This is a genomic window from Ruegeria sp. CG4, assembly GCF_056537185.1.
In genome coordinates this window covers 73,013-94,401 of sequence record NZ_JBQFRB010000012.1, presented here as the reverse complement: position 1 = coordinate 94,401, position 21,389 = coordinate 73,013, and the positions used below count along the sequence as shown (strand labels likewise).

The 21,389-nt window shown below is 60.0% G+C and carries 19 protein-coding genes; 6 read left to right on the top strand and 13 right to left on the bottom strand.

Annotation, left to right across the window (positions count from 1 at the left end):
- Positions 1-19 precede the first annotated feature (19 nt).
- The 5 genes from ACR0J2_RS22205 to ACR0J2_RS22185 all read right to left on the bottom strand — a co-directional run bounded on the left by ACR0J2_RS22205 (position 20) and on the right by ACR0J2_RS22185 (position 7,196).
- Positions 20-265 (bottom strand): MoaD/ThiS family protein, encoded by a 246-nt coding sequence (locus ACR0J2_RS22205; RefSeq protein WP_170615930.1) that lies wholly within the window; start codon positions 263-265, stop codon positions 20-22.
- Positions 258-2,513 (bottom strand): xanthine dehydrogenase family protein molybdopterin-binding subunit, encoded by a 2,256-nt coding sequence (locus tag ACR0J2_RS22200; protein ID WP_480813888.1) that lies wholly within the window; start codon positions 2,511-2,513, stop codon positions 258-260. Before ACR0J2_RS22200 ends, ACR0J2_RS22205 begins: the two co-directional genes overlap by 8 nt.
- On the bottom strand, positions 2,513-2,992 hold the full coding sequence (locus tag ACR0J2_RS22195; protein ID WP_170615926.1) for a (2Fe-2S)-binding protein: 480 nt from the start codon (positions 2,990-2,992) through the stop codon (positions 2,513-2,515). The genes ACR0J2_RS22200 and ACR0J2_RS22195 overlap by 1 nt, the downstream gene beginning before the upstream one ends.
- Positions 2,989-3,855 carry an FAD binding domain-containing protein gene (locus tag ACR0J2_RS22190; protein ID WP_480813887.1) on the bottom strand — a complete coding sequence of 289 codons (867 nt, stop codon included), beginning with the start codon at positions 3,853-3,855 and terminating at the stop codon, positions 2,989-2,991. Before ACR0J2_RS22190 ends, ACR0J2_RS22195 begins: the two co-directional genes overlap by 4 nt.
- A 128-nt stretch (positions 3,856-3,983) precedes the next feature.
- Positions 3,984-7,196: a reductive dehalogenase gene (locus tag ACR0J2_RS22185; RefSeq protein ID WP_480813886.1), complete on the bottom strand. Its 3,213-nt coding sequence runs from the start codon at positions 7,194-7,196 to the stop codon at positions 3,984-3,986.
- A 74-nt stretch (positions 7,197-7,270) separates the two neighbouring features.
- Here ACR0J2_RS22185 and ACR0J2_RS22180 point away from each other — a divergent pair, with 74 nt between their 5' ends.
- Positions 7,271-8,173 carry a LysR family transcriptional regulator gene (locus ACR0J2_RS22180; protein ID WP_480813885.1) on the top strand — a complete coding sequence of 301 codons (903 nt, stop codon included), beginning with the start codon at positions 7,271-7,273 and terminating at the stop codon, positions 8,171-8,173.
- Here ACR0J2_RS22180 and ACR0J2_RS22175 read toward each other — a convergent pair.
- The gene (locus ACR0J2_RS22175) at positions 8,164-9,015 is read right to left on the bottom strand and encodes a LysR substrate-binding domain-containing protein (protein WP_480813884.1); all 852 of its coding nucleotides are present in this window, start codon (positions 9,013-9,015) and stop codon (positions 8,164-8,166) included. The genes ACR0J2_RS22180 and ACR0J2_RS22175 overlap by 10 nt on opposite strands.
- A 105-nt stretch (positions 9,016-9,120) precedes the next feature.
- On the opposite strand from ACR0J2_RS22175, the gene ACR0J2_RS22170 reads away from it, so the two are divergent.
- Positions 9,121-9,822: an SDR family oxidoreductase gene (locus ACR0J2_RS22170; RefSeq protein WP_480813883.1), complete on the top strand. Its 702-nt coding sequence runs from the start codon at positions 9,121-9,123 to the stop codon at positions 9,820-9,822.
- Between the two features lie 2 nt (positions 9,823-9,824).
- Here ACR0J2_RS22170 and ACR0J2_RS22165 read toward each other — a convergent pair whose 3' ends face one another.
- Genes ACR0J2_RS22165 through ACR0J2_RS22150 form a run of 4 tightly spaced genes read right to left on the bottom strand, consistent with a single transcriptional unit; the run spans position 9,825 to position 15,548 of the window.
- Positions 9,825-11,096 carry an NAD(P)/FAD-dependent oxidoreductase gene (locus tag ACR0J2_RS22165; RefSeq protein ID WP_480813882.1) on the bottom strand — a complete coding sequence of 424 codons (1,272 nt, stop codon included), beginning with the start codon at positions 11,094-11,096 and terminating at the stop codon, positions 9,825-9,827.
- Positions 11,097-11,135: 39 nt separating this feature from the next.
- A complete protein-coding gene (locus tag ACR0J2_RS22160; protein WP_480813881.1) occupies positions 11,136-12,170 on the bottom strand; it encodes an ACP S-malonyltransferase in 1,035 nt (344 codons plus the stop codon).
- Complete coding sequence (locus ACR0J2_RS22155) at positions 12,167-14,359, bottom strand: dehydrogenase E1 component subunit alpha/beta (protein ID WP_480813880.1); 2,193 nt, start codon at positions 14,357-14,359, stop codon at positions 12,167-12,169. Before ACR0J2_RS22155 ends, ACR0J2_RS22160 begins: the two co-directional genes overlap by 4 nt.
- Before the next feature lie 22 nt (positions 14,360-14,381).
- Complete coding sequence (locus ACR0J2_RS22150) at positions 14,382-15,548, bottom strand: pyridoxal phosphate-dependent aminotransferase (protein ID WP_480813879.1); 1,167 nt, start codon at positions 15,546-15,548, stop codon at positions 14,382-14,384.
- 97 nt (positions 15,549-15,645) lie between these two features.
- On the opposite strand from ACR0J2_RS22150, the gene ACR0J2_RS22145 reads away from it, so the two are divergent.
- Positions 15,646-16,542 carry a LysR substrate-binding domain-containing protein gene (locus ACR0J2_RS22145; protein WP_480813905.1) on the top strand — a complete coding sequence of 299 codons (897 nt, stop codon included), beginning with the start codon at positions 15,646-15,648 and terminating at the stop codon, positions 16,540-16,542.
- A 30-nt stretch (positions 16,543-16,572) separates the two neighbouring features.
- Positions 16,573-17,097, top strand: coding sequence for a GNAT family N-acetyltransferase (locus ACR0J2_RS22140; protein WP_480813878.1), 525 nt, complete (start codon positions 16,573-16,575; stop codon positions 17,095-17,097).
- Between the two features lie 103 nt (positions 17,098-17,200).
- Here ACR0J2_RS22140 and ACR0J2_RS22135 read toward each other — a convergent pair whose 3' ends face one another.
- On the bottom strand, positions 17,201-18,358 hold the full coding sequence (locus ACR0J2_RS22135) for an acyl-CoA dehydrogenase family protein (protein WP_480813877.1): 1,158 nt from the start codon (positions 18,356-18,358) through the stop codon (positions 17,201-17,203).
- Positions 18,359-18,497: 139 nt separating this feature from the next.
- Entirely contained in the window at positions 18,498-19,061 is a 564-nt protein-coding gene (locus ACR0J2_RS22130; RefSeq protein ID WP_170824703.1) for a TetR/AcrR family transcriptional regulator, read from the bottom strand.
- Between the two features lie 300 nt (positions 19,062-19,361).
- On the opposite strand from ACR0J2_RS22130, the gene ACR0J2_RS22125 reads away from it, so the two are divergent.
- Positions 19,362-19,826, top strand: a complete 465-nt coding sequence (locus ACR0J2_RS22125) for a nuclear transport factor 2 family protein (RefSeq protein ID WP_480813876.1) — start codon at positions 19,362-19,364, stop codon at positions 19,824-19,826.
- Positions 19,827-19,837: 11 nt separating this feature from the next.
- Positions 19,838-20,458: a pyridoxamine 5'-phosphate oxidase family protein gene (locus ACR0J2_RS22120; RefSeq protein WP_480813875.1), complete on the top strand. Its 621-nt coding sequence runs from the start codon at positions 19,838-19,840 to the stop codon at positions 20,456-20,458.
- A gap of 226 nt (positions 20,459-20,684) precedes the next feature.
- Here the strand turns inward: ACR0J2_RS22120 and ACR0J2_RS22115 are convergent, their stop codons facing one another.
- Positions 20,685-21,347 (bottom strand): TetR/AcrR family transcriptional regulator, encoded by a 663-nt coding sequence (locus ACR0J2_RS22115; RefSeq protein ID WP_170615893.1) that lies wholly within the window; start codon positions 21,345-21,347, stop codon positions 20,685-20,687.
- Positions 21,348-21,389 lie beyond the last annotated feature (42 nt).

The following is a 21,389-nucleotide window of genomic DNA, read 5'->3' as shown; positions in this document are numbered from 1 at the left end:
CCTTCCGGGTCAACCTCGCTCAGCCGCCACGCAGGCGTTGCATCAGGTAAATCTCGCTGCCTTCCGGGATCGGTTCGGTCAGTCCCGAGGCGATAACACGGCCATCGATGGCAATTGATACTCCGGCATCAATCGGTGCCTGCAATTGCGGATGCGCGCGAACAAGTTCGCGCAGCAGCTCGCCGGTGGTTTTGGCCTGCACCTCGACCACCTGCTGGCCCCCGGTCAGAGACCGGAGGCCGGACCAGAGGTGGACCTCAACCATTGTCCTTGAGCGCCGCCAGAATGCGGGGCGGCGACATAGGCAGTTGCTTCATCCGCACGCCCGCCGCATTGGAGACAGCGTTGGCGATGGCCGCCAGCGGCGGCACGATGCCGGTCTCGCCCACGCCGCGCACACCGAACGGGTGGCCGGGGTTGGGCACTTCGACGATCACCGTGTCGATCATCGGCAGGTCACTGGCGACAGGAATGCGATAGTCGAGGAAAATCGAGTTCTGCAGCCGGCCATCGTCGCCGTAGATATACTCCTCATTCAGCGCCCAGCCGATGCCTTGCGCGGCACCGCCCTGATACTGACCTTCCACGTAAGTCGGGTGGATGGCCTTACCGGCATCCTGAATGACCGTATAGCGGGTGATCGCGGTTTTGCCGGTTTCCGGATCGACCTCGGCATCGACGATATGGGTGCCGAATGACACACCCGCCCCTTCCGGAGTGGCTTCGAAATGCCCCGAGATCGGGCCACCGGTCGCACCCATATCGGCTGTGATATCAGCCAGCGGCATTGGGTCGAAATCGCCTGCGTTCGGACCCGAAGGCACGGCACAGCCGTTTTCCCATTTCACCGCATCGACCGGGATACCCCATTTGGCCGCCGCGCGTTCACACAGACGTTCCACAGCGTTTCTGGCTGCCTTGATGGTCGCCAGTCCGCTGGCATAGGTCACGCGCGAGCCGTGGCTTACGTCATTGTAGCCCAGCGTCGCCGTATCCGCGACGGTGACACGAATGTTCTCGTATGGGATACCCAGCACTTCGGCCGCCATCAGGGCCATCGACGCACGCGAGCCACCGATGTCAGGTGTGCCGACCATAACCTGGGCCGAGCCGTCCTCGGACAGCGCAAGCGAGACGCTGGTTTCACCACCGTGATTGAACCAGAACCCGCACGAAATGCCGCGCCCCTGCCCCGGTTTCAGCGGTGCCGAATAGTGGGGATGGGCCTTGGCCGCCTCAAGTGTTTCGACCAGACCGATACGTTCGTAAGTCGGGCCATAACTGGCTTTGGTGCCTTCGTGCGCCGCGTTCTTCAGACGCACGTCCACCGGATCCAGCCCCAGCTTTTTGCACAGCTCATCCAGCACGGATTCCACCGCAAAGGCCCCCATGGGCGCGCCGGGCGCGCGATAAGCGGCTTGTTTCGGACGGTTGGCCAGAACGTCATAGCCCACCTGACGAACATTGGTCAGGTTGTAGGGCGCAAAAGCGCACATGGCGGTCATATCCCCGGGCGCTCCCGGAAAGGCACCGCCCTGCAGTCGGAAGATACCTTCGGCCGCTGTGATCGTGCCGTCCTTTTTCATGCCGATTTTGATATCCATCGACGCGGACGAGGTCGGTCCGGTAGCACGGAATACTTCAGAGCGGCTCATCACGATCTTAACAGGCCGGTTGGCCTTGCGGCTCAGCGCCAGTGCAACCGGTTCGATGAACACGGTGGTCTTGCCACCAAAGCCACCACCGATTTCCGAGGCGGTCACCCGCAGTTGCGCCGTTTCAATGCCTACCAGCGTGGCGCAGTATTTCTGCGCGTACCAATGGCCTTGCGTGCAGCACCACAGCTCACCCTTGCCGTCACTGCCCAGAGATCCAAGGCAGGCGTGCGGTTCGATATAGCCCTGATGCGTTGCCTCAGTCACAAAACTGTCTTCCAGGATCAGATCCGCCTCGGCAAACCCGGCCTCGACGTCGCCATGGCCGCTTTCGTGATAGCGCACGACGTTGGGGTGCATCCCTTCGGGCACGGAATAGTCCGCAGCCCCTTCGCGGATTACCGGCGCATCAGGGGCCATCGCCTTGTCCACATCCGTGACGTGGGGCAGCACTTCGTACTCTACCTCGATCAGCTTGAGCGCATCGCGGGCAGCCAAAGCCGACGTGGCCGCAACCGCCGCAACAGCGTGACCATCATAGAGGGCCTTTTCACCCGCCATGACGTTTTCCAGCACGCTCCAGAATTCGCCTTCCAAACCGGGCTTGAAGGGCACATCCGCGAAATCGGCCCGGGTCACAACGGCTTTGACGTCCTTCAGCGCCTCGGCCTTCGATGCGTCGATCTTCACGATCCGGGCATGCGCATGAGGGGAACGCAGGATCGCGCCGTGCAACATCCCGGGCGCATAAGCATCGGCGCCAAACCGGGCCCGGCCCGTCACCTTATCCAGACCATCCGGCCGGTCAGGACGGGTACCCACGAAATTGAATTCGGATTTCCGATCGTCGAGTGCCATTACGAAGCCTCCCGCATTTCAGCTGCCGTATCCATCACGGCACGAATGATCTTGTCATATCCCGTGCAGCGGCACAGGTTGCCCGCCAGCCAGTACCGGGTCTCCTCCTCGGTCGGGTTCGGGTTCTTTTCCAGCAGGGACTTCGCCGCAACCAGAATACCCGGCGTGCAGATGCCACATTGCAGGGCGGCGTATTCGATGAATTTCTTCTGCAGCGGGTGCAGAACATCGCCATCCGCGATACCTTCGACGGTTTCGATCTGCTTACCTTCCGCCTCGACACCCAGCATCAGGCACGAGCATACAAGACGGCCGTCAACCGTAACTGAACACGCGCCGCAATCGCCGGTGCCGCAGCCTTCTTTGGCGCCGGTCAGGTTCAGCTTGTCACGCAGGCAGTCCAGCAGGGTTTCGCGGGGATCACACAGGTATTCAACCGCGTCACCGTTAACGGTGGTGGATACGTGTAACTTGCTCATGCTTGCTCTCCCTTCGCGCGGGCATAGGCGATTTTCGCGGCGCGCTTTGCCAGAACACCCGAAACTTCGGTGCGGAATTCGATTGTGCCGCGTTTGTCGTTGATCGGATTACAGGCCGCGGATGCAGCCGCAGCCAGTGCATCAAGCGCGGCGTCGTCCAGAGTGGTGCCGATGATGGCCTTGGCGCAGTCTTCGACCAGCAGAACGGTCGGGGCCACCGCACCCAGCGAAACACGCGCCTCGGTGATCTTATCACCATCCAGGCGCAGGTTCACGCCGACGCCGACGACGGCGATGTCCATCTCGGTACGTGGAATGAAGCGCAGATATGCGTCTCCACCGTTGTCTCCCCGCGCCGGAATGTGCACCGCGGAAATCAACTCGCCCTTGGTCAGCGAGGTCTTTCCGGGGCCGACAGGAATATCTTCAACCGCGACCTCCCGCGTGCCGTCAGGACCGGTCACGGTCACCGTGACACCGGCCGCTACCATGGCCGGCACGGAATCAGCCGCAGGCGAGCCGTTGCACAGGTTGCCCGTCAAAGTCGCGCGTCCCTGAACCTGGGTCGAGCCAATCAGATCCATTGCCTCGACCACGCCGGGCCAGTCGCGGCCAAGCTCGGGGTGCTCGCTCATTTCGGCACCGCTGGCGGCGACGCCAAGGGTCCAGCTGCCATCGGCGTTACGGGTGATGTCCCGCACCCCGTTGATTTTTTTCACGTCGATCAGTGTATCGGGGGTCACCAGTTCCGAACGCAATTGCACCAGTACGTCGGTGCCGCCTGCAAGAAACCGGGTCGTTCCCGTTGCATTCGCTGCCAGCGCCGAAGCTTCTTCGAAACTGTTGGGGCTGTGATAGTCCATTTGTTTACCTCGCACCTGTGGATCAGGATTAACTGGGGTTTGAACGGGACGTTAGTGCAGCAACCAGGTGGCGTCCATGGCCGGAACGACCAAAATTTAGGTTTCCCAAAGTCGTTTTTGAACAATTGTCAGAGGTCAATCTCGATCACGCCATCCGCATTCGCGGCGCGGCTTTGGCATAAAATGATAGCTCCTTCGCGCTGCCGGTTCGACAACACAAAATCACGATGCTCAATTTCGCCCGAGATAACCCCGCATTTGCAGACCCCGCAAATGCCGTCGGCGCATTTCACATCCACATGAATTCCCGCCTCATTCAGAACCTGCGCGGCATCCTTGTCCGATGGGACGGTCAGCTCCCTGCCTGACTTTGCTAGCTTCAGAATGAACGGATGGTTTTCGTATTCGGGTTGCTCGGGAACCGAGAAATACTCCAGATGCCGGGCGTCTTCGGGAAAACCCTGTCGTTCTGCCGCTTGTATCACGCCGTCCATATATCGATCCGGACCGCAGGTATAAACGTGCCATCCTTCCTGATAATCAGACAGGATGACATCCAGATCGGCCCGGGTGTTTTCGTCTGAAAAATGGTAGTGCACATGATCGCCCCAGGGCGCTGCGGCAAGGTCCTGCAGGTAACCAGCGTCCGCCCGCGTACTGGCGGAATAGTGCAGCTCGAAGTCTCTGCCCAGCGCGTGAAGCCTGTGCGCAAAGGCAATCATCGGGGTGATGCCGATACCGCCGCCCATCAGGAACGTCTTGCTGGCAGTCTCATCCAGTTCAAAGTGATTGATGGGTTTTGAAATGAATACCTTGCGCCCCTTGCCGAAGATACGGTGCAACAGCGCCGAACCGCCGCGCCCTTCATCTTCGCGCAGGACGCCGATCTGATACGTAGTCCGGTCAGCAGGATCGCCCGACATGGAATACTGACGCAGAAATTCCGGGGCGACCAATACATCCAGATGTGCGCCGGCAGTCCAGTCCGGCAACGGCGCACCATCCATGGCCGAGAATTCGTATTTCGTGACATCAGAAGACAACTTGTCGACCCTGGTCAGTTCAACCCGCATCACCGGTGCGTCTCCGGCGATCTGATAGCGGTGAACCACGCTCATATCCCCGGCAGCTTTGCGCGCCTTGTACTCGTCTGCCGAAACCAGAGCCTCATAGGCGGCGATCCCGGCCTCGCGGTCCATCGCGAACGGATAGGGCCATGGGTGCGGGGCCAGGTAAGCCGGGTAGACGGCCAGCGTCTGATCCTCGTATTTCAGGTCCAGATCCTTTTGCAGGTCACGCCGGTTCAGGGGATGGGTCGAAGGGCGATAGGCCCCGTCCGCCTGCAACTCGATATCCCACCACCATTTCTTGGTGTCGTTCAAACCGCCATTTCCGACCGCGTCGTCCAATCGCGCCAACACGGGTGCGGCGGATGGGATGTTCATCGCTGCCCAGCGGAAAGGGCGTTCGCTGAACAGGCCTTCAAGGTTCCAAGGGCAGGTTTTCATGCACCGCCCGCACATGGACCCGCCCGGTGTCGTGATCCGATAGGTGGCGCATTTCTGGCTGTCGGACTTCCAGATTTCATAGCCGTTGAACATCAGTTTCGGTCCGGCAGTGATCGCCCCCGAGGGGCACTCGCGCGCGCATTTGTTGCACGACTCGCAAAAGCTTTGCAGGCCAAAGTCGATGGGCTTGTCGTGGCTCATCGGCATATCTGTCGTTACCACGCCCGATTTCAGACGCGGCCCCAGATAGGGGTTCAGGATCACCTCGCCAATGCGGCTGACTTCGCCCAACCCGGACAGCAACAGCAGTGGTGGCTGCAGCACTTCGCCATCCATGACCGTATGCGCCTTGGCCTTGTAGCCCAGATTGCGGATTTGCTGGGCAATCACTCCGCCCAGTAAGGAAAATCTAAGATACGCACGCATGGACTGGGCGACGCTGATCCAATCGTCACCGCTGGCGCCTTCCATCGTCTCATACCCCTGATCAATGATCATGCTGACGGCCTGATCATGGGGCGGATCGATGGCTTCGCCGGTTGCGTCGTGGGAATACCAGGCCCAGTCCGGGCACCGACTGAGACCGACCGCATCAACCCCCAGAAAGTAGGACGCCGCCTTGATGTTCGCGGCGTTCCGCTGCGCATCTGTTGGCTTGCACCCGTCGGCGCTGTCGCCATCCTGCAACAGAACGAAGGCACCCAGCGCGCGCCTTTGTGCGAAGCTGGGCGCGGATTTGCGGACGTAGTGCCCGCCTTTGGCCGCGTCTTGAAGGGGCTTGCCCATATCTCCGAATTGCGCGCGGGCAAACATGTCCGCCCGTTTCGGCACACGGGCCACGTTTTCCTCGTCAATGTATGTGGTTGGATCGTCGACACGCGTCAGCTTTTCGAACGGATGCGCGCCATCCACATAGCGCCGCTTGGCATAGAGGTCACGGTTCAGCGCACTTTTGGCGAAACCTGCACCCAACCACCACGCGGGACCCTGAGTTTTGAACCACGGCTGCTGCGCCATGGGCTTCAGGGGCTTGTCATGGGCGATCTCCATCTCGGCGGTGATTGCGGCCAACCCGAACCGTTTGCCAAGCCAGGGGGCGACAAGCGCGCCGCCCTCGGCCGTGACCAGCCCCGCGGCAACGGCCAGCCTGTTCAGATCCACCTCGGACGACATGACCGTGTGCGCCCGCGCATCGAACCCGAGCAATCGGATATAGTTGGCAATCACCACCGCGTTTTCGGTCGCCAAAAGGCAGGCACGATGGTCCTGTGCATCCCTGATCCACTCTGTCCCCGGCTCATCCGCGTCCGGGTCGCGATGATGTTCGTACAGGAAAACAATCGCGTGTCGGTGGGTGTCTATCGAGCCGGTCTCCGCCTCCATGCTTTCCTTCAGATCCGCCATGATCACATCGATGCCCGAGGCCAGCGTCTTGGTCTGGCGCGTTCTCAGGGCGTGGGCCAGCCGGTCGATATCTCGGTTTCTCCGGGGTTCGGGCAACAGCGCCTCAGCCGGCAGCGGTCCGCATCCGATCATCGAGGCATCATTGAAATAACCAAACGCCTTCAGATGATTGGCACGCTCCGACGGGCTGTCCGGGATTCCAGCCATCGCGGGGTTCACGAACCCGTCACGGATAGCATCCATCATGGCCTGAAATTCGCCCATCGCGTTTACGATGCTTTCAGGCTGGTCGGGGCGGTGAAAGCTGAGCTCTTTCATCGGCGGCACAAGCGACAGATCCGGAAGGTTGTCCTGCCGAACCAACCGCTCCATTGGGTAAGCCCCCATGTGGACGGGTCGGTTCTTGTCCGAGAAAAAGCGTATTCCCATTTCGCGCCTCCTGATCTGAAAGCTGCCTATCCTGCCGTGGACAGCAAATCCATTCATGAATAATCATAGATTGTATGAGCAAAACTGATTTTACTGATTTGGATGGCAAGGTGCTGCGCATCTTCCTGACAATACTCGAGGAAAGCTCGGTCTCGAAGGCGGCCGACCGGCTTGGCGTTACGCAATCTGCAATCAGTCATACACTGGCGAAGCTGAGACTGGTGTTGAACGATCCGCTGTTCATTCGTTCAGGTCAGGGCCTGACCCCGACCGAGCGCGCCTTGTCCCTGAAAGAGCCGGTTCAGACGCTGCTCGACGATATGCGGGCCCTGACCCACGAGCGCCCATTCGATCCCTTGTCCGAAGAAATGGCGTTCGGGATCGCCACCAACGACATGCCGCGCGAGCTGATCTTTCCCGAGCTGCTGCGCGCCAGCCGCGCGGACGGCATTCGCGTTGAACTTGGTTTTATTCCGTCAGGTGTTCCCGACCCCGACCTGCTGCGCGGTGACAGGTGCCAACTGATGCTGACGCCGCTGCCGCCGGACGGGCCGGACATCATTCAGAAGCTGTTGATCACCAGCCCGCTGATGATTTTCTATGACGGCGCGATGCGAACGCCTCCGGACAGTTGGCCCAGCTATTGTCAGGCGGAACATGTCGAAGTGCGGTTTGCCGATGGGCGCAGTTCGCGCGCGGTGATGCGCGGCGTTGATCAGTCGCAGATCAGGCCACCCACCGTGGCCCTGCCGCATTTCAACGCTATTCCATCTTTCGTGAAAGGCAGCGATCTGATCTCGACCGACACGGCGCTGATGAAGCAGGGGCCGTTGTCTTCGCTTGATTGCGCGCCGCTTCCGTTCAACTGCGACCCGGTTTCGATCTACATGGTCTGGCACCAACGATCGACCAACGACCCCGCGCATCGGTGGCTGCGAAACCGGATCGAAGCGGTCGCGGCAAGGCTTCAGGTCTGAGACAACAGCCAGTCGCGAACCAACCCGACCAGTTCTGGCTGTCGTGGATTGGCAGGTGCCACGACGTGAAATCCCAGATCCCCGATCAGAACATCCGGCAGTGCTTGCACAAGACGACCGGATTCCAGTTCCCTCTCTACCAGCGGTGCGTTTGCTAGCGCGATCCCCTGCCCCGACATCGCCGCATCGATGGCAAGGCTGGTCTGGCTGAAACTCATCATCCGGGGTTTGCCGGTTACTCCGACACGCTCAAGAAAAAGCGGCCAGAGTCCGTGCGTATCGTTCAGCAGGACCTGGCCCAGAAGATCACGCGCAGCCCGCACATTCCCTGCCAGGCCCGGACTGCAAACGGCAACGAACTCGGTCGAAAACAGGGGTGTTACGATCAGCCCGGGCCCGAAAGGTGCGCGACCCTGCCTGACGGCGATATCTACATTGTCGGCCCGGAAGTCTGCCAGCCGCTCGCGGGCGTCTACCTGAACCGAGATGTCGGGGTGCAGGTCCGTGAATGTGTTCAGGCGCGGGACCAGCCATTTCGACGCGAAGCTGGGTGTAACCGAAATGGTGATCTGCCTTGTGCCGGCCAGGTCATCGACGGCCTCTTCGATAAGCTGGAAGGCCCGTTGCAGCGGTGCGTGAAACCGCCGCCCCGCTTCAGTAAGGCGCAACCCGCGTGGCATGCGGTCGAACAGTTTTTCCGCCAACCGCGCCTCCAACCCGCGCACCTGCTGCGCGACCGCGCCTTGTGTAACGCCCAGTTCATCAGCGGCGCGTCGAAAGTTCAGGTGTCGTGCCGAAGCTTCAAAAGCCCGCAATGCATTCAACGGAGGTAGAGCGGCCATTGCAATAACCAGTAGATTTTCTACTGTTTTATGGCAGAAGAACTGATTGGTCAAACCCGGCCGCAACCTCCACATTCAATCCAGACATTCAATCGGAGAGAAGAAATGGTAAAAGTGGCTCTGATCACGGCAGGCGGCAGCGGCATGGGGGCGGATGCGGCCCGTCGGCTGGCGGCGGATGGCTTCAAGGTCGGCATCCTGTCCTCATCCGGCAAGGGCGAGGCGCTGGCGGATGAGTTGGGCGGCGTCGGCGTTACCGGATCGAACCAGTCCAATGAAGATCTGCAAAGGCTGGTTGATACGTCCATGGCGCAATGGGGCCGCATTGACGTGCTGGTCAATTCCGCCGGACACGGACCACGCGCGCCTGTTCTGGAACTGACGGACGAGGACTGGCACACCGGAATGGACGTCTATTTCATGAATGCCGTCCGCCCGACACGGCTGGTCACACCAATCATGCAGACGCAGGGCGGCGGATCGATCATCAATATCTCGACCTTCGCCGCATTCGAACCGGATCCGGTGTTTCCGACCTCAGGCGTGTTCCGGGCTGGGCTGGCGGCCTTTACAAAACTGTTTTCGGACAATTACGCAGCAGACAACATCCGCATGAACAACGTCCTGCCCGGCTTTATCGACAGCTTGCCCGAGAAAGAGGAATTCCGGGCGCGCATACCCATGGGAAGGTACGGTCGCAGCTATGCTGAGATCGCGTCCGTCGTTGCCCTGCTGGCATCCGAAGGAGGCGGGTACATCACGGGTCAGAACATTCGCGTCGACGGTGGCATCACGCGATCCGTCTGACCTCAGAACCGTGCCTTCACCAGATGCGTCAATGCCGCGCCTGTTTCAAAAAAGGCGCGTCGCAATCCTGTCCAGCCTTCACGATGCGCATCCACGGGCTGTACTGGCAGCACTGACGGATCATCCACCAGAAGGCTTTCGGCCATGAGACGCCCAAACACGGTTCCCGGCCCGATACCACGCCCGGAAAAGCCGTGTGCGGACAAGGCGCGCGGTCCAAGCCGAGTGATTTTCGGGATGTGATCCGATGTCATTGCAATTCGCCCATGCCAGCCATCTGTCAGCGGTTGGTCCGCCAGTTGCGGATAAAGCTCGGCCATCTTGCGGCGCACCCACCCGGAATGGACCCACCGCCCGGCGTGACCCAGATCCCCCATCGCGCCGATGATAAAGCGCCCATCGGCATCCATTCTGAAGGATGTCATGATCAGGCCGGTGTCCCAGCACCCTTCGCCACCCGCCAGGATGGTGTCGCGCACACCATCCGGCAAAGGCTGCGTTGCATATTGGAAGTAGTAGACCGGCACGTAGGCAGGCGCGGTTTCCTGCAGGTCGCAGTGATAGGCGTTTGTCGCCTGAATGAGCGCCTTGGCCCGAACAACTCCGCCTTCCGTGATCAGTGACCAGCCGCCCTCGTTCTGTGTCACGGATCGTACGGGGCTGTTCGTGAACACTCGCGCCCCGGCCGCGATTGCGGCCCGGGCAAGCCCCTGAACATAAGACAGCGGCTGGATGGTTCCCGCCCGGGGATCAAAAAGCGCACCGTGAAACGCGGAACTGCCGGTACGTCTGCTGGTTTCCTCGGCAGTCAACAGCTCGACCGGAGCGCCGGATGCGCGGAGCTGCGCATGGCGTTTCGCAAGGTCCTGATTGCCTGCCGGGGAATGTGCGCAATGCAATGTCCCGTTCCTGACCGGCGCACAGTCAATTCCGTGTTGCCCGATCAGGCGAAAGACTTCGTCCGGAGCCCCGGCCAACAGGTCAATCAACCGGTCGCCTTCCGCCTTACCGAGATGTGCGCGGATGTCGTCAGGGGCCAGCCATAGGCCCGCATTGGCCAGCCCCACATTGCGCCCCGATCCGCCGTGCCCGATCTCCTGCGCCTCGAGCAGACAGACCGATGCGCCTGCTTTGGCGGCCGTCAGGGCAGCGGAACAGCCGGTGTACCCCCCGCCGATTATCGCCAGATCCACGGTCAGATCGGCAGTCAGCCGGGTGCTGTCCACATGCTCGCGGCTGGTATTCAGCCACAATGGCTTTTCATGATCGCTCAACTCGACGCCCTCGGATTCGCACCAGTCCTCATCGGTGTATCAGCCGGTTACCAGCATTCTCTGATCGTCGCGACCCATGGCAATCAAAAGGGGCTCTGCCTCCTGTCGGGCCTGAAACGCAGCCTTGTCGGCCATGCCCTGCCAATTTGCCAGAACCAGTGATTGCGCGACCGCGCCACCAAGCGTTGCGCCCGGCCCGGTGACAATGAACAGATCGGGGGCAAACTCGCGCGCGGCGGTCTGCACCGCACGTGAAAAGTCATAGGTTTCCGTGACCTGATGCCCCAGCGTGTAGTCCCAAAGCGCCTCTGTGTCGGTTGCACCGGGCCACCAGATCTTGCCGCGTCCGTCAATCAGCGGCAGATCCGGCTGAGCGAACAGTTCCTGGCCAAGCAGGGCACGGCCCCTGGCTGCAACCGGTGCCTGAAGCCCGGTATGGAACGCCGCGTGATTTGCCAGTCGCATAGGAAACCGTTCCTGCACAACCGGCTGCGGCTGCTCAAACGCTTTCAGCCCGTTTTGGTTACCCGCCAGCACAAGCATCCCACCCAGATCAATGGAGAGTGCCAGAGCGTGTCCGTTCAACGCATCAATTCTCGCCACATCCGCCAGCAACTCAGCCTTCCGCGCAGGATCGTTCACCCAATCGTCACCCACAAACGGATACACCAGCTGACCGCCAATCAGCTGTTCCTGCATGAGGGTTCCCATCGTGTTAACCACCCGGAACCCATCCTGCGTACTCAACGCGCGCGCGGCGGCCAGGGCGATATACCACCCCATCGAATTGCCGGTTACGGCCACAATTTCGATATCGTCCGAAAGCGACTGAGCATCCGCAAGCGACGCCGCATAAATCAGGGGTGAGGCCACATCGCCTCTGGAGTACTTGCCGACCGTGTAGCGCTGAGCGCCATCCAGCGCCGTGGCACCTTCCTGACCCGCTTCGGCGCGAATGGCATCAAACACGGCGAACATGTTCATCCGATCCGAATGGTGTCGGTGCAGATAACCCAGTTCGGGCTTGTTATAGGTACCCCGTCCGGGGCAGATCACAACGGCGGTTCGGGTCATGGCTGCACTCCGGTCAGCTTCAGTGCAGAAGCGATGATACGATCTTTGGACGGCAGCGGCGCAGCATAGGCGGGGCCCGTCGCTATGAAACAATCTTCGGCCACGACGCGGGCGGTTGGTATCCCGTCACTTTCTTCGCAAAAGAACGTCATCAGCGCCTCGGACTGGCTGCCGGTCCTGCGGCATTCATCCACGATCAACACATGCCGGCACGGTTTGGTAGCCTGCCGCAACGCGTCTTCCGGCAGGGGGGCCAGCCAGCGCATATCGATGACACGCACGCTCAGCCCTGCGGCCTCCAGATCCGGCAAAGCCTGCCGCGACAGGTAACATCCGTTGCCATAGGTCACGATCGCAAGATCGGTTCCTTCGCCATGCACGCCCACGTCCCCCAACGCAATTCTCTGGTCGGGCGAAGGATAGGTCGTCATCCAACCGCCATCCTGCGGTGCATGCAGATCCCGCATTGGATAAAGCGCGATGGGTTCCAGGAACACCACCACCCGTTGCTCTTCCCGGGCCAGACGGGCGCACTCGCGCAACATTTTCGCGGCATCCGCTCCGTTCGACGGGCAGGCAATGATCACACCCGGAATGTCCCGCAACACGGCCAGCGAATTGTCATTGTGGAAATGCCCCCCAAAGCCTTTCTGGTATCCAAGGCCCGCAATCCGCAGAACCATCGGGTTCGAGAACTGCCCGTTCGAGAAAAACGGCAGAGTCGCCGCCTCGCCCCGGATCTGATCCTCGGCGTTGTGCAGGTAGGCGAGGAACTGAATTTCCGGGATCGGAATGAACCCGTTATGCCCCATACCGATCGCCAGCCCCAGGATGGATTGCTCGTCCAGAAGGGTGTCGATGACCCGATCCGGCCCGAACCGTTGCTGCAGCTTCTGTGTCACGCCATAGACACCGCCCTTGCGCCCGACATCTTCGCCCATGCAGACGATCTCGCGATGTTCCAGCATCAGATCGGTCAGCGCCCAGTTGATCAGGCGGCTCATCGGTTGCGGTTCATCCATTGCCCGCATGTCGCCGCCAAACGTCGTGGATCGCGCACCGGCGCTGGGGCCGTTTGTGGGTTTGCAGACGCGTTTTGGTGGGACCAGGCTGGCCACAACGTCTTCGGCGCTGGCCAGATGCGGGCGGGTCGCTGCCTCGGTGGCGATCCGGTCAGTACGGGCGCAGGTCTGGTTATAGATTTTCAATGCCTCGTCCGGCGTCATGGCCCCGGCCTGATCCAGCAGGCGAACGGTATGCAGCAAGGGATCGTTGGCTTCATCCGCCTCGACCTCGGACTTGCTGAGATAGGTTGTCGGCACATCCGCCCCCGCATGGCCATAAAGACGAACCGTTTTCAGATGCAGGAAAGCGGGCTTGCGGCGCGTCCGGACATATTCGGCTGCTTCCTTTGCCACGGCATAGGTCTCGAAAATATCCAGCCCGTTGGCCTGAAAGTACTTGATGCCCGGCCGATGCTCCATCGAGGCCTGAATCCAGCCTTTTGGCGTCTTCACCGAAATACCGATGCCGTTGTCCTCGCAGACAAACAACAAGGGCAGCGGCGTTGACTGCACGCTGGTCCAGCCGGCCGTGTTGATTGCACCCTGTGCAGTCGAGTGATTGGCCGACGCATCACCGAAGGAACACATGGCGATCCCGTCTGCGGGCAGGTCCCGATGCTCGGGGTCATGACGCCGGGCGGCACCCAGCGAGTAGGCCGCGCCCACGGCCTTGGGCAAATGACTGGCAATGGTCGAGGTCTGCGGCGGTATCATCAGCGCCCGGGATCCCAACACCTTGTGCCGGCCGCCTGACGTCGGATCCTCTTTCGAGCAGGCAAAGCTGAGAAGCATGTCCCAGGCGATCTGCTGACCAGGGACCTGTTCCGCCCGCGCGATCTGAAACGCGGCATCGCGGTAGTGCAAAAAGGCAATGTCGGTCGGCCGAAGCGCGTGGGCCACGGCCGCCATGCCTTCGTGCCCTGAAGAACCAATGGTATAAAACCCTTGGCCGGCCTTCTGCATCGCCCGGCTTGTCCGGTCCAGCGCTCGGCTGAGAACCTGCGATCGGTAGAGCGAGACAGCCTCGGGCCCGCTTAGCCCCGGACGCGGCGGTGCGCCTTCGGGCAAGTCGCGACGGGCGACTCGGTTCAGGAAGTTGTCGTGAACGATCTGGGCGCGGTCCATTGCAATTCCCCGGTCTTTGAATTCAAATCTTTTCGACGGCGGCCGCAATGCGGCTTAGCCCTTGTTGCAGGCTTTCGGTGGCATAAGCAAAAGAAAGCCGCAGATGCCCCGGCATCCCGAAGGCCCGCCCCGGCACCAGCGCCACACCCGCTTCGTCCAGCAGGTAACGGCAAAACTCGTGATCGACCGGCATTTTAGGTGGAGTTTCGGGGAAAACATAAAAAGCCCCGTCCGGTACCGCACATTTCATCCCCGCCCCATTCAGACCACGGACCACCAGATCACGGCGCGCCTGCATTTCGGTGCGCCGGTCCGCCAACAAATCCTGCGGTCCGGTAATCGCAGCCAAAGCCGCAGCCTGCGCGACCGAACACGCACCCGAAGTGATCTGCCCCTGCACCGCGATCATCGCCTTGATCAAGGGTTCAGGCCCAATACCCCAGCCGATCCTCCAACCGGTCATCGAATAGGCTTTGGACACGCCGTTTACAGTCAGCGTCCGGTGCGCAAGCTCGGGCAAGGCCTCGACAAACGGGGAAAACGGCACATAGGACAGATGCTGATAAATCTCGTCAGCAATGACCCAGACCTGCGGATGACGTTGCAACACCGCGCCCAAAGCCTGCAATTCCGCCTTGGAATAGACTGCTCCCGTCGGGTTTGACGGCGTATTGAGCAGCAGCCAGCGCGTGCGCGGCGTGATCGCCGCCTCCAACTGTGCGGGCAAGAGTTTGAAACCTTGCTGTTTTGGACACTCCGGCACCACAGGCACACCGCCCGCTAGCCTGACCATGTCTGCATAGCTGGTCCAGAACGGCGCCGCGGTGATAACTTCGTCGCCCGGGTTCAGGGTCGCCATCAGCGCGCCAGACAAAACCTGCTTGGCACCTGTCGACACGATGACATTCGCGGGTCCGACCCCCGCTTGGCCTGCAATCGCCGCACGCAGGGCCGGTGTTCCCCCCGTGGCCGGGTATCGCGTCTGACCCTGAATAGCAGCAAGATGCGCGGCCTCGACCACGTGCGGCGGCGTGGGAAAGTCGGGTTCTCCGGTGCTGAGCGCGATCACATCCACGCCCTCGGCCCGAAGACGCGCCGCATGTTCGGAGATCTGAACGATTTCCGAAAGCTCTATCCCGTCGAGCCGCTCGGCCCGGTTAAACTCGGCCACTGTTTCTAGACTGCCCATTTGCCAGATTCCCGTTACCCATCAGCCTGCCCTGTATCGGGCTAGCGCCTTCGCAATGCCAGTGATATTCCATCCGAAAGGTATGAGGATTCGTTATATGATTGCGCCGCGCCGTTTTCTGCCTTCGATCCCGTCGTTGCTGGCGCTGGAAGCGGTTGATCGCCTCGGCAGCGCCTCGGCAGCGGCCGAGGAACTGTCGCTGACGCAAAGTGCGATCAGCCGTCAGCTCAAGACCATGGAGGAGCAGCTGGGCGTCGAACTGATCCAGCGCACCCAGATGCGCCTGCATCTGACACCGGCTGCCAAGGAATATGTCCAGATTGCCCGAACCGCACTGCATCAGCTTGCGCAGGCCTCTCTCAAGCTCAAGGCAAACCCGACGGGCGGATCGCTGAGCCTGTCCATTCTGCCCGCGTTTGGCATGCATTGGCTGGCCCCCCGGCTTCAGGATTTTGCACGCCGTCACCCCGAAGTGACCGTGAACCTGAATACCCGCCTCAGACCGTTTGACTTCCAGACCGAGCATTTCGATGCCGCCATCCATTTCGGACAACGGGACTGGCCCGGCGTCAATTACCTGCCCATCATGCGGGAAGACATTCTGCCTGTCTGCGCCCCGGATCTTCTGCCAAAGAGTCTTGGCAGTATTGAATGGTTGACGTCGGCCCCGTTGCTGCACATCGAAACCCGCCCCGACGCGTGGGAGCAATGGTTCGCGATACAGGGACACCCCGTCAAAGGCCTGACCGGCATGATGTTCGATCAGTTCTCAACCATGATTCAGGCCACAATCCACAGGCTGGGTGTTGCACTGCTTCCCAGCTATCTGGTTGCCGAGGATCTCAGGAAAGGCAGGCTGTCTCTGGCCTGGCAGGGTCCGCCGGTCAGCCTGGGTGACTATTACCTAGTGTGGCCGCAGCACCGACCTGCCGCAACACCGCTTGTTTCTTTCCGCGCCTGGCTTGAGGGGCAGGTCGCAACACCACCGGATTAAGCGGCGGGACCGCTGTCAAAGGAGGCCGAATTGGACGACAAGATCACCATTCGCGAAACGGGCGCATCGGATCGGGCGCAGATTCTGGAATTGTACCCTGATGCGTTCCCGGACGAAGATCTGACACCGCTGGTCGCGGAACTTCTGACGCTGGAACAGGATATCCTGTCATTGGGTGGATTCATCGGTGATCGGCTGGTGGCCCATGTCCTTTTCACCACCTGCCGGACGGAGAACGACCCGACACCGGGGGCCCTATTGGGGCCGCTTGCCGTTTCATCGGACCTTCAGCGACAGGGGATCGGCACACGGCTGGTCAACGCAGGCATCAGCAAGCTTCAGACACTCGGGCATCTGCAGGTCTATGTGCTTGGTGATCCGCAGTATTACAGCCGTTTTGGGTTTCTTGCGGAAGACCGGGTAACCACGCCCTATCCCATTCCAACGGAATGGGCCCCGGCGTGGCAGTCCCTGCACATCAACCGGAACCAGACAAAGGCGTCTGGCGTTCTGCGCCTGCCAGATCCGTGGATGAACCCCGCTTTGTGGGGCTGACCCATCTGCTGTCACGAACGCAGCGCGCCCCGGCGTGCTGCGCGGCCCAACAGGAGGAGGTGTTCCGCAAGGAACATTGACGACTGGCGGGAGCGTTCCGGAGTCAGACGTCCAGTGAACGGGCGATGAGTTCCTTCATCACCTCATTTGTCCCGCCGTAGATCATCTGAACACGCGCATCCGCATAAAGGCGGGCAATCGGATACTCCATCATGAATCCGTACCCACCGAACAGTTGCAGGCATTCATGCATGACCTCGTTCTGAACCTCGGAGCCCCAGTACTTCACCATTGACGCCGTGGCCGCATCCAGTTCGCCCGCTTCAAGCTTTCCGATACAGTCATTCACAAAGCTGCGCAGAACCTCGGCCTTGGTCTTGCATTCGGCCAGCTTGAATCGCGTGTTCTGAAAATCCATCACGCGTTGGCCAAAGGCTTTTCGTTCCTGTGTATATTTCACCGTTTCCGCGATAGCGAAGTCAATCGCGCCCAGCGCCATGATGCCGATGGTCAGTCGTTCCCAGGGCAGCTGCTTCATCAACTGATAAAAGCCCTGCCCCTCTTCCGGGCCGATCAGGTTCGTCATCGGAACCTTGACGTCTTCAAAAAACAGCTCGGCCGTGTCGTTGGCCTTCATACCCAGTTTCTTCAGGTTGCGGCCCCGGCGAAACCCTTCCGCGCCGTCGGTTTCGACCGCAATCAGGGACACCCCTTTGGACCCCTGCGATTTATCGGTCTTGGCCACCACAATGACAAGATCGGCGGTCTGGCCATTGGTGATGAATATCTTGGATCCGTTGATTCGGTAGGAATTACCATCCTTCTCAGCCGTGGTTCGCACCGCCTGCAGGTCTGACCCGGTTCCCGGCTCGGTCATGGCAATGGCGCCGACCATCTCGCCGCTGGCCAGTTTTGGCAGCCATTTCTGTTTCTGATCTTCGCTGCCATAGCTGGTGATGTAATGGGTTACGATGGACTGAATCCCAAATCCCCATCCGGCGTCGCCTCGTGAAGCCTGTTCGTACAGCGTGACCGAGTCGAACCCCATGCCGCCGCCGACGCCGCCGTAAGCCTCGTCAATCGAGCCCGCCATCAAGCCGGTTTCGCCCGCTTTCGTCCAGAACGCGCGATCAACGATCCCCTGATCGACCCAGCGATCAATGCTCGGGACAAGCGCATCATCCATGAACCGGCCGGCCATTTCGGCAAACATCCGGTGTTCGTCGGTGACCCATGCGGCGGTCGAAGTGAAAAGCGACATATCGTATTCTCCGGTCTTTGATAGTCCGATGCTATCCCCGGCCCCGGATTCTTCCAATCCGGGTGACGCCGCGTTCTCAACCCTTGCTACGCGACGTTCCTTTGCGCGGTCTGGCGTCTGACCTGCTCATCAAATCCGGTCATGTCAGTGCGTGGTTCAGCAGAACCTGCGCCGCCTCCTTTGCATCCTGCGCAGGGTCGCATTTTTTTAGAAGAACCGCCGTCACAATCGCGCCCTCCTGCAAAAGCAGCAGCTGGCACCCCAGACTTTCAGGATCACGAACCCCGGCCTTGCGGCACAGATCGGTCATGTAGTCCAGAAGCAACCGCTTGTGCTCGGCCGCCTGAACGTGGATCGGGTGGTCTTTTTCCTGGTACTCAGCCCCGGCCTTGATGAACATGCAGCCGCGGTATTTGTCTTCCTCGAACCATTCCTTCAGCACATCGAAACTGGCGATCAGCTGACCGGCGGGCGTTTCGGAAAGGTCTTCAATCCTTCGGATGAACCAGTTTCGGAAGTTTTCATCTCGCAGGCGCAATGCCGCAAGGATCAACTCCTCCTTGGTGCGGAAATGCTTGTACATCGATGTTTTGGATACGCCTGTTTCAACCACCAGCTTGTCCATTCCGGTGGCATGAAAACCGTCCCTGTAGAAAACCTCCAAGGCCTTGCGGACAAGTTCATCACGTTTGTTGGGGCGCATTCCTAGCTCCTGATTGTACTGATCAGTACATATACACTTTCTAACGAGGCTTCAATGACAACAATTAACATATTGTTTTGCAACGCTATTACCAAAGCCAGGAGGGTGAAGTCGAATATTTTCAAAAAAGGGACTTGAAAACGTGTACCGATCTGTACATCTTATCATCAAGATTGACCGATCTGTACACCAAAGGATTTCACCGATGCGACGCCGTGCCAGCCTGTTTTCACCGCAGTACGTTCCCTTTCTTCTGACTCTGGCGCTGATCACGGCCGCCTTAACCTGAAAGCCTGTAATATGAACCGCCCCCCTTTGCCGCCCTTCACGCATGAAACGGCCACCCGGAAAGTGCGCATGGCGGAAAACGCCTGGAACAGCCGCGACCCGGACGTCGTAACGCCCGCCTACACGGAAGACAGCCGCTGGAGAAACCGCGCCGAGTTCCTGAGCGGCCACGCCGAGATTCACGCGTTTCTGACACGAAAATGGGCCAAGGAGCTTGATTACCGCTTGATCAAGGAATTATGGACCTATCGCGACAATCGCATCGCTGTACGGTATGCTTATGAATGGCACGACGACAGCGGTCAGTGGTTCCGGTCATATGGCAACGAAAACTGGGAATTTGCTGAAGACGGCCGAATGGCCTCGCGCCACACGTCGCTGAATGATCTGCCGATCACCGCAGAACAACGCATGTTCCACTGGCCCGCAGGACAGCGCCCCGACGACCATCCCGGCCTGTCTGATCTGGGTCTTTGAAAGGACAGCCCATGCCACGCGCGTTTTCCGAACTGACCTTCACCCCCGCCGTTCGCGCCCATCAGGAGAGGATGGGTTCGGCGCGAAGCTATGCCAAGTTCCTGGACAGCGGTCCGCAAAAAGGACACCTGATCGGAGAGGCTGAAAAGGCATTCATTCAGGCCCGCGACAGCTTTTATCAGTCCACTGTATCCGAGACCGGTTGGCCCTATGTTCAATTCCGCGGCGGTCCGGTCGGGTTCCTGAAAGTGCTTGGGCCGCAAACCCTTGGATACGCTGATTTTTCAGGCAACAAACAGTACATTTCACGCGGGAATTTGGACGGCAACGACCGGATTGCCCTGATCCTGATGGATTATGCCAATCAGCGCCGTCTGAAGATTCTGGGACGGGTCGAATTCACCGAAGGCGAAGCCGCAGCCGCCAGGCTTTACCCTGACAACGCCGAAGCCCCCGCCGAGCGCGCAGTGATCATCAAGGTCGAGGCCTTGGACTGGAACTGCCCCCGCCACATCAACCCTCGTTTCACCGAGGCCGAGCTTCGGCCTCACCTGAATTCGCTTGGCCAGCAACTGGCGCAGCTTCAGGCCGAAAACGAAAAGCTCAGGCAGCAATTGGCAGGGCGATCCTGAACACGACGTCAACAACGCTCCTTACCCTTGAATTAGAACAAGGAATTACCCGAATGATGCGATCAACAATGAATTTGGCCAGCGCGCTGTTAGCTGGCATCGTTTTTTCACTGGCAGTAATTTCATTTGGGTTCTTTGCCTCGCCCGAAGCGGTTCGAACGTCTCCGCCCGCGGCGTATAATTCGCTTCTGCTGATACAGTTTGAAACCAGGTAATGCCGAACCGTCTAGGGGTTTGCGGATCGAACAAGCGCTTCGATCCCTGCCGCGCAAAAATCGATCAGTTCGTCGGTCCCGGCAAGTTGTCCGCCTTCTGACAAGGCATCCACCCGCCATGCACTGTTGAGATGCGCCAGAACTGAGGACACCGAATACACCTGCCCGCTGGCCAGCAAAGCGGCATCAACCTTCGGGTACAGCGCAGCGATTTCCGCAATGAAACGCCGCGCCGTTGGGTCGAAGCATTCCGCCGCGATGGCGCGCCAGCGCGGGTCCACAGACACATGCGCCACCAGACGCCCATAGGCCATCCATCCCGCTCCGCCCGTTTCGGCTAACGTAATGTAAGGCCGAATGAAGCAGTCCAGAACACCGCGCAGTGTTGGCTGACCAGCTTCTTTCAACGCGTTCAGGGCGTCCAGCCGGATTTGGGCCAGTTCATCCGCGCGACGCGCAACGGTCTTGTGAAACAACTCTTCCTTGCCGCCTCCGTGGTGATGCACCAACCCGACCTGCACACCGGCTTTGGCCGCGATGTCCCTGATCGACGCCCCTTCGAATCCGCGATCGGCAAACAGCGCCTCGGCCGCGTCCAGAATGCGCGCCCGGGTCTGCAGCGATCGTTTCGATGGTGCCCTTTGTCGTTTTATTTCAGTCACTTTGGCGGTCATGAAAATCATCTTGCCTTATTTTGTACGATCGTTCAACTTAAG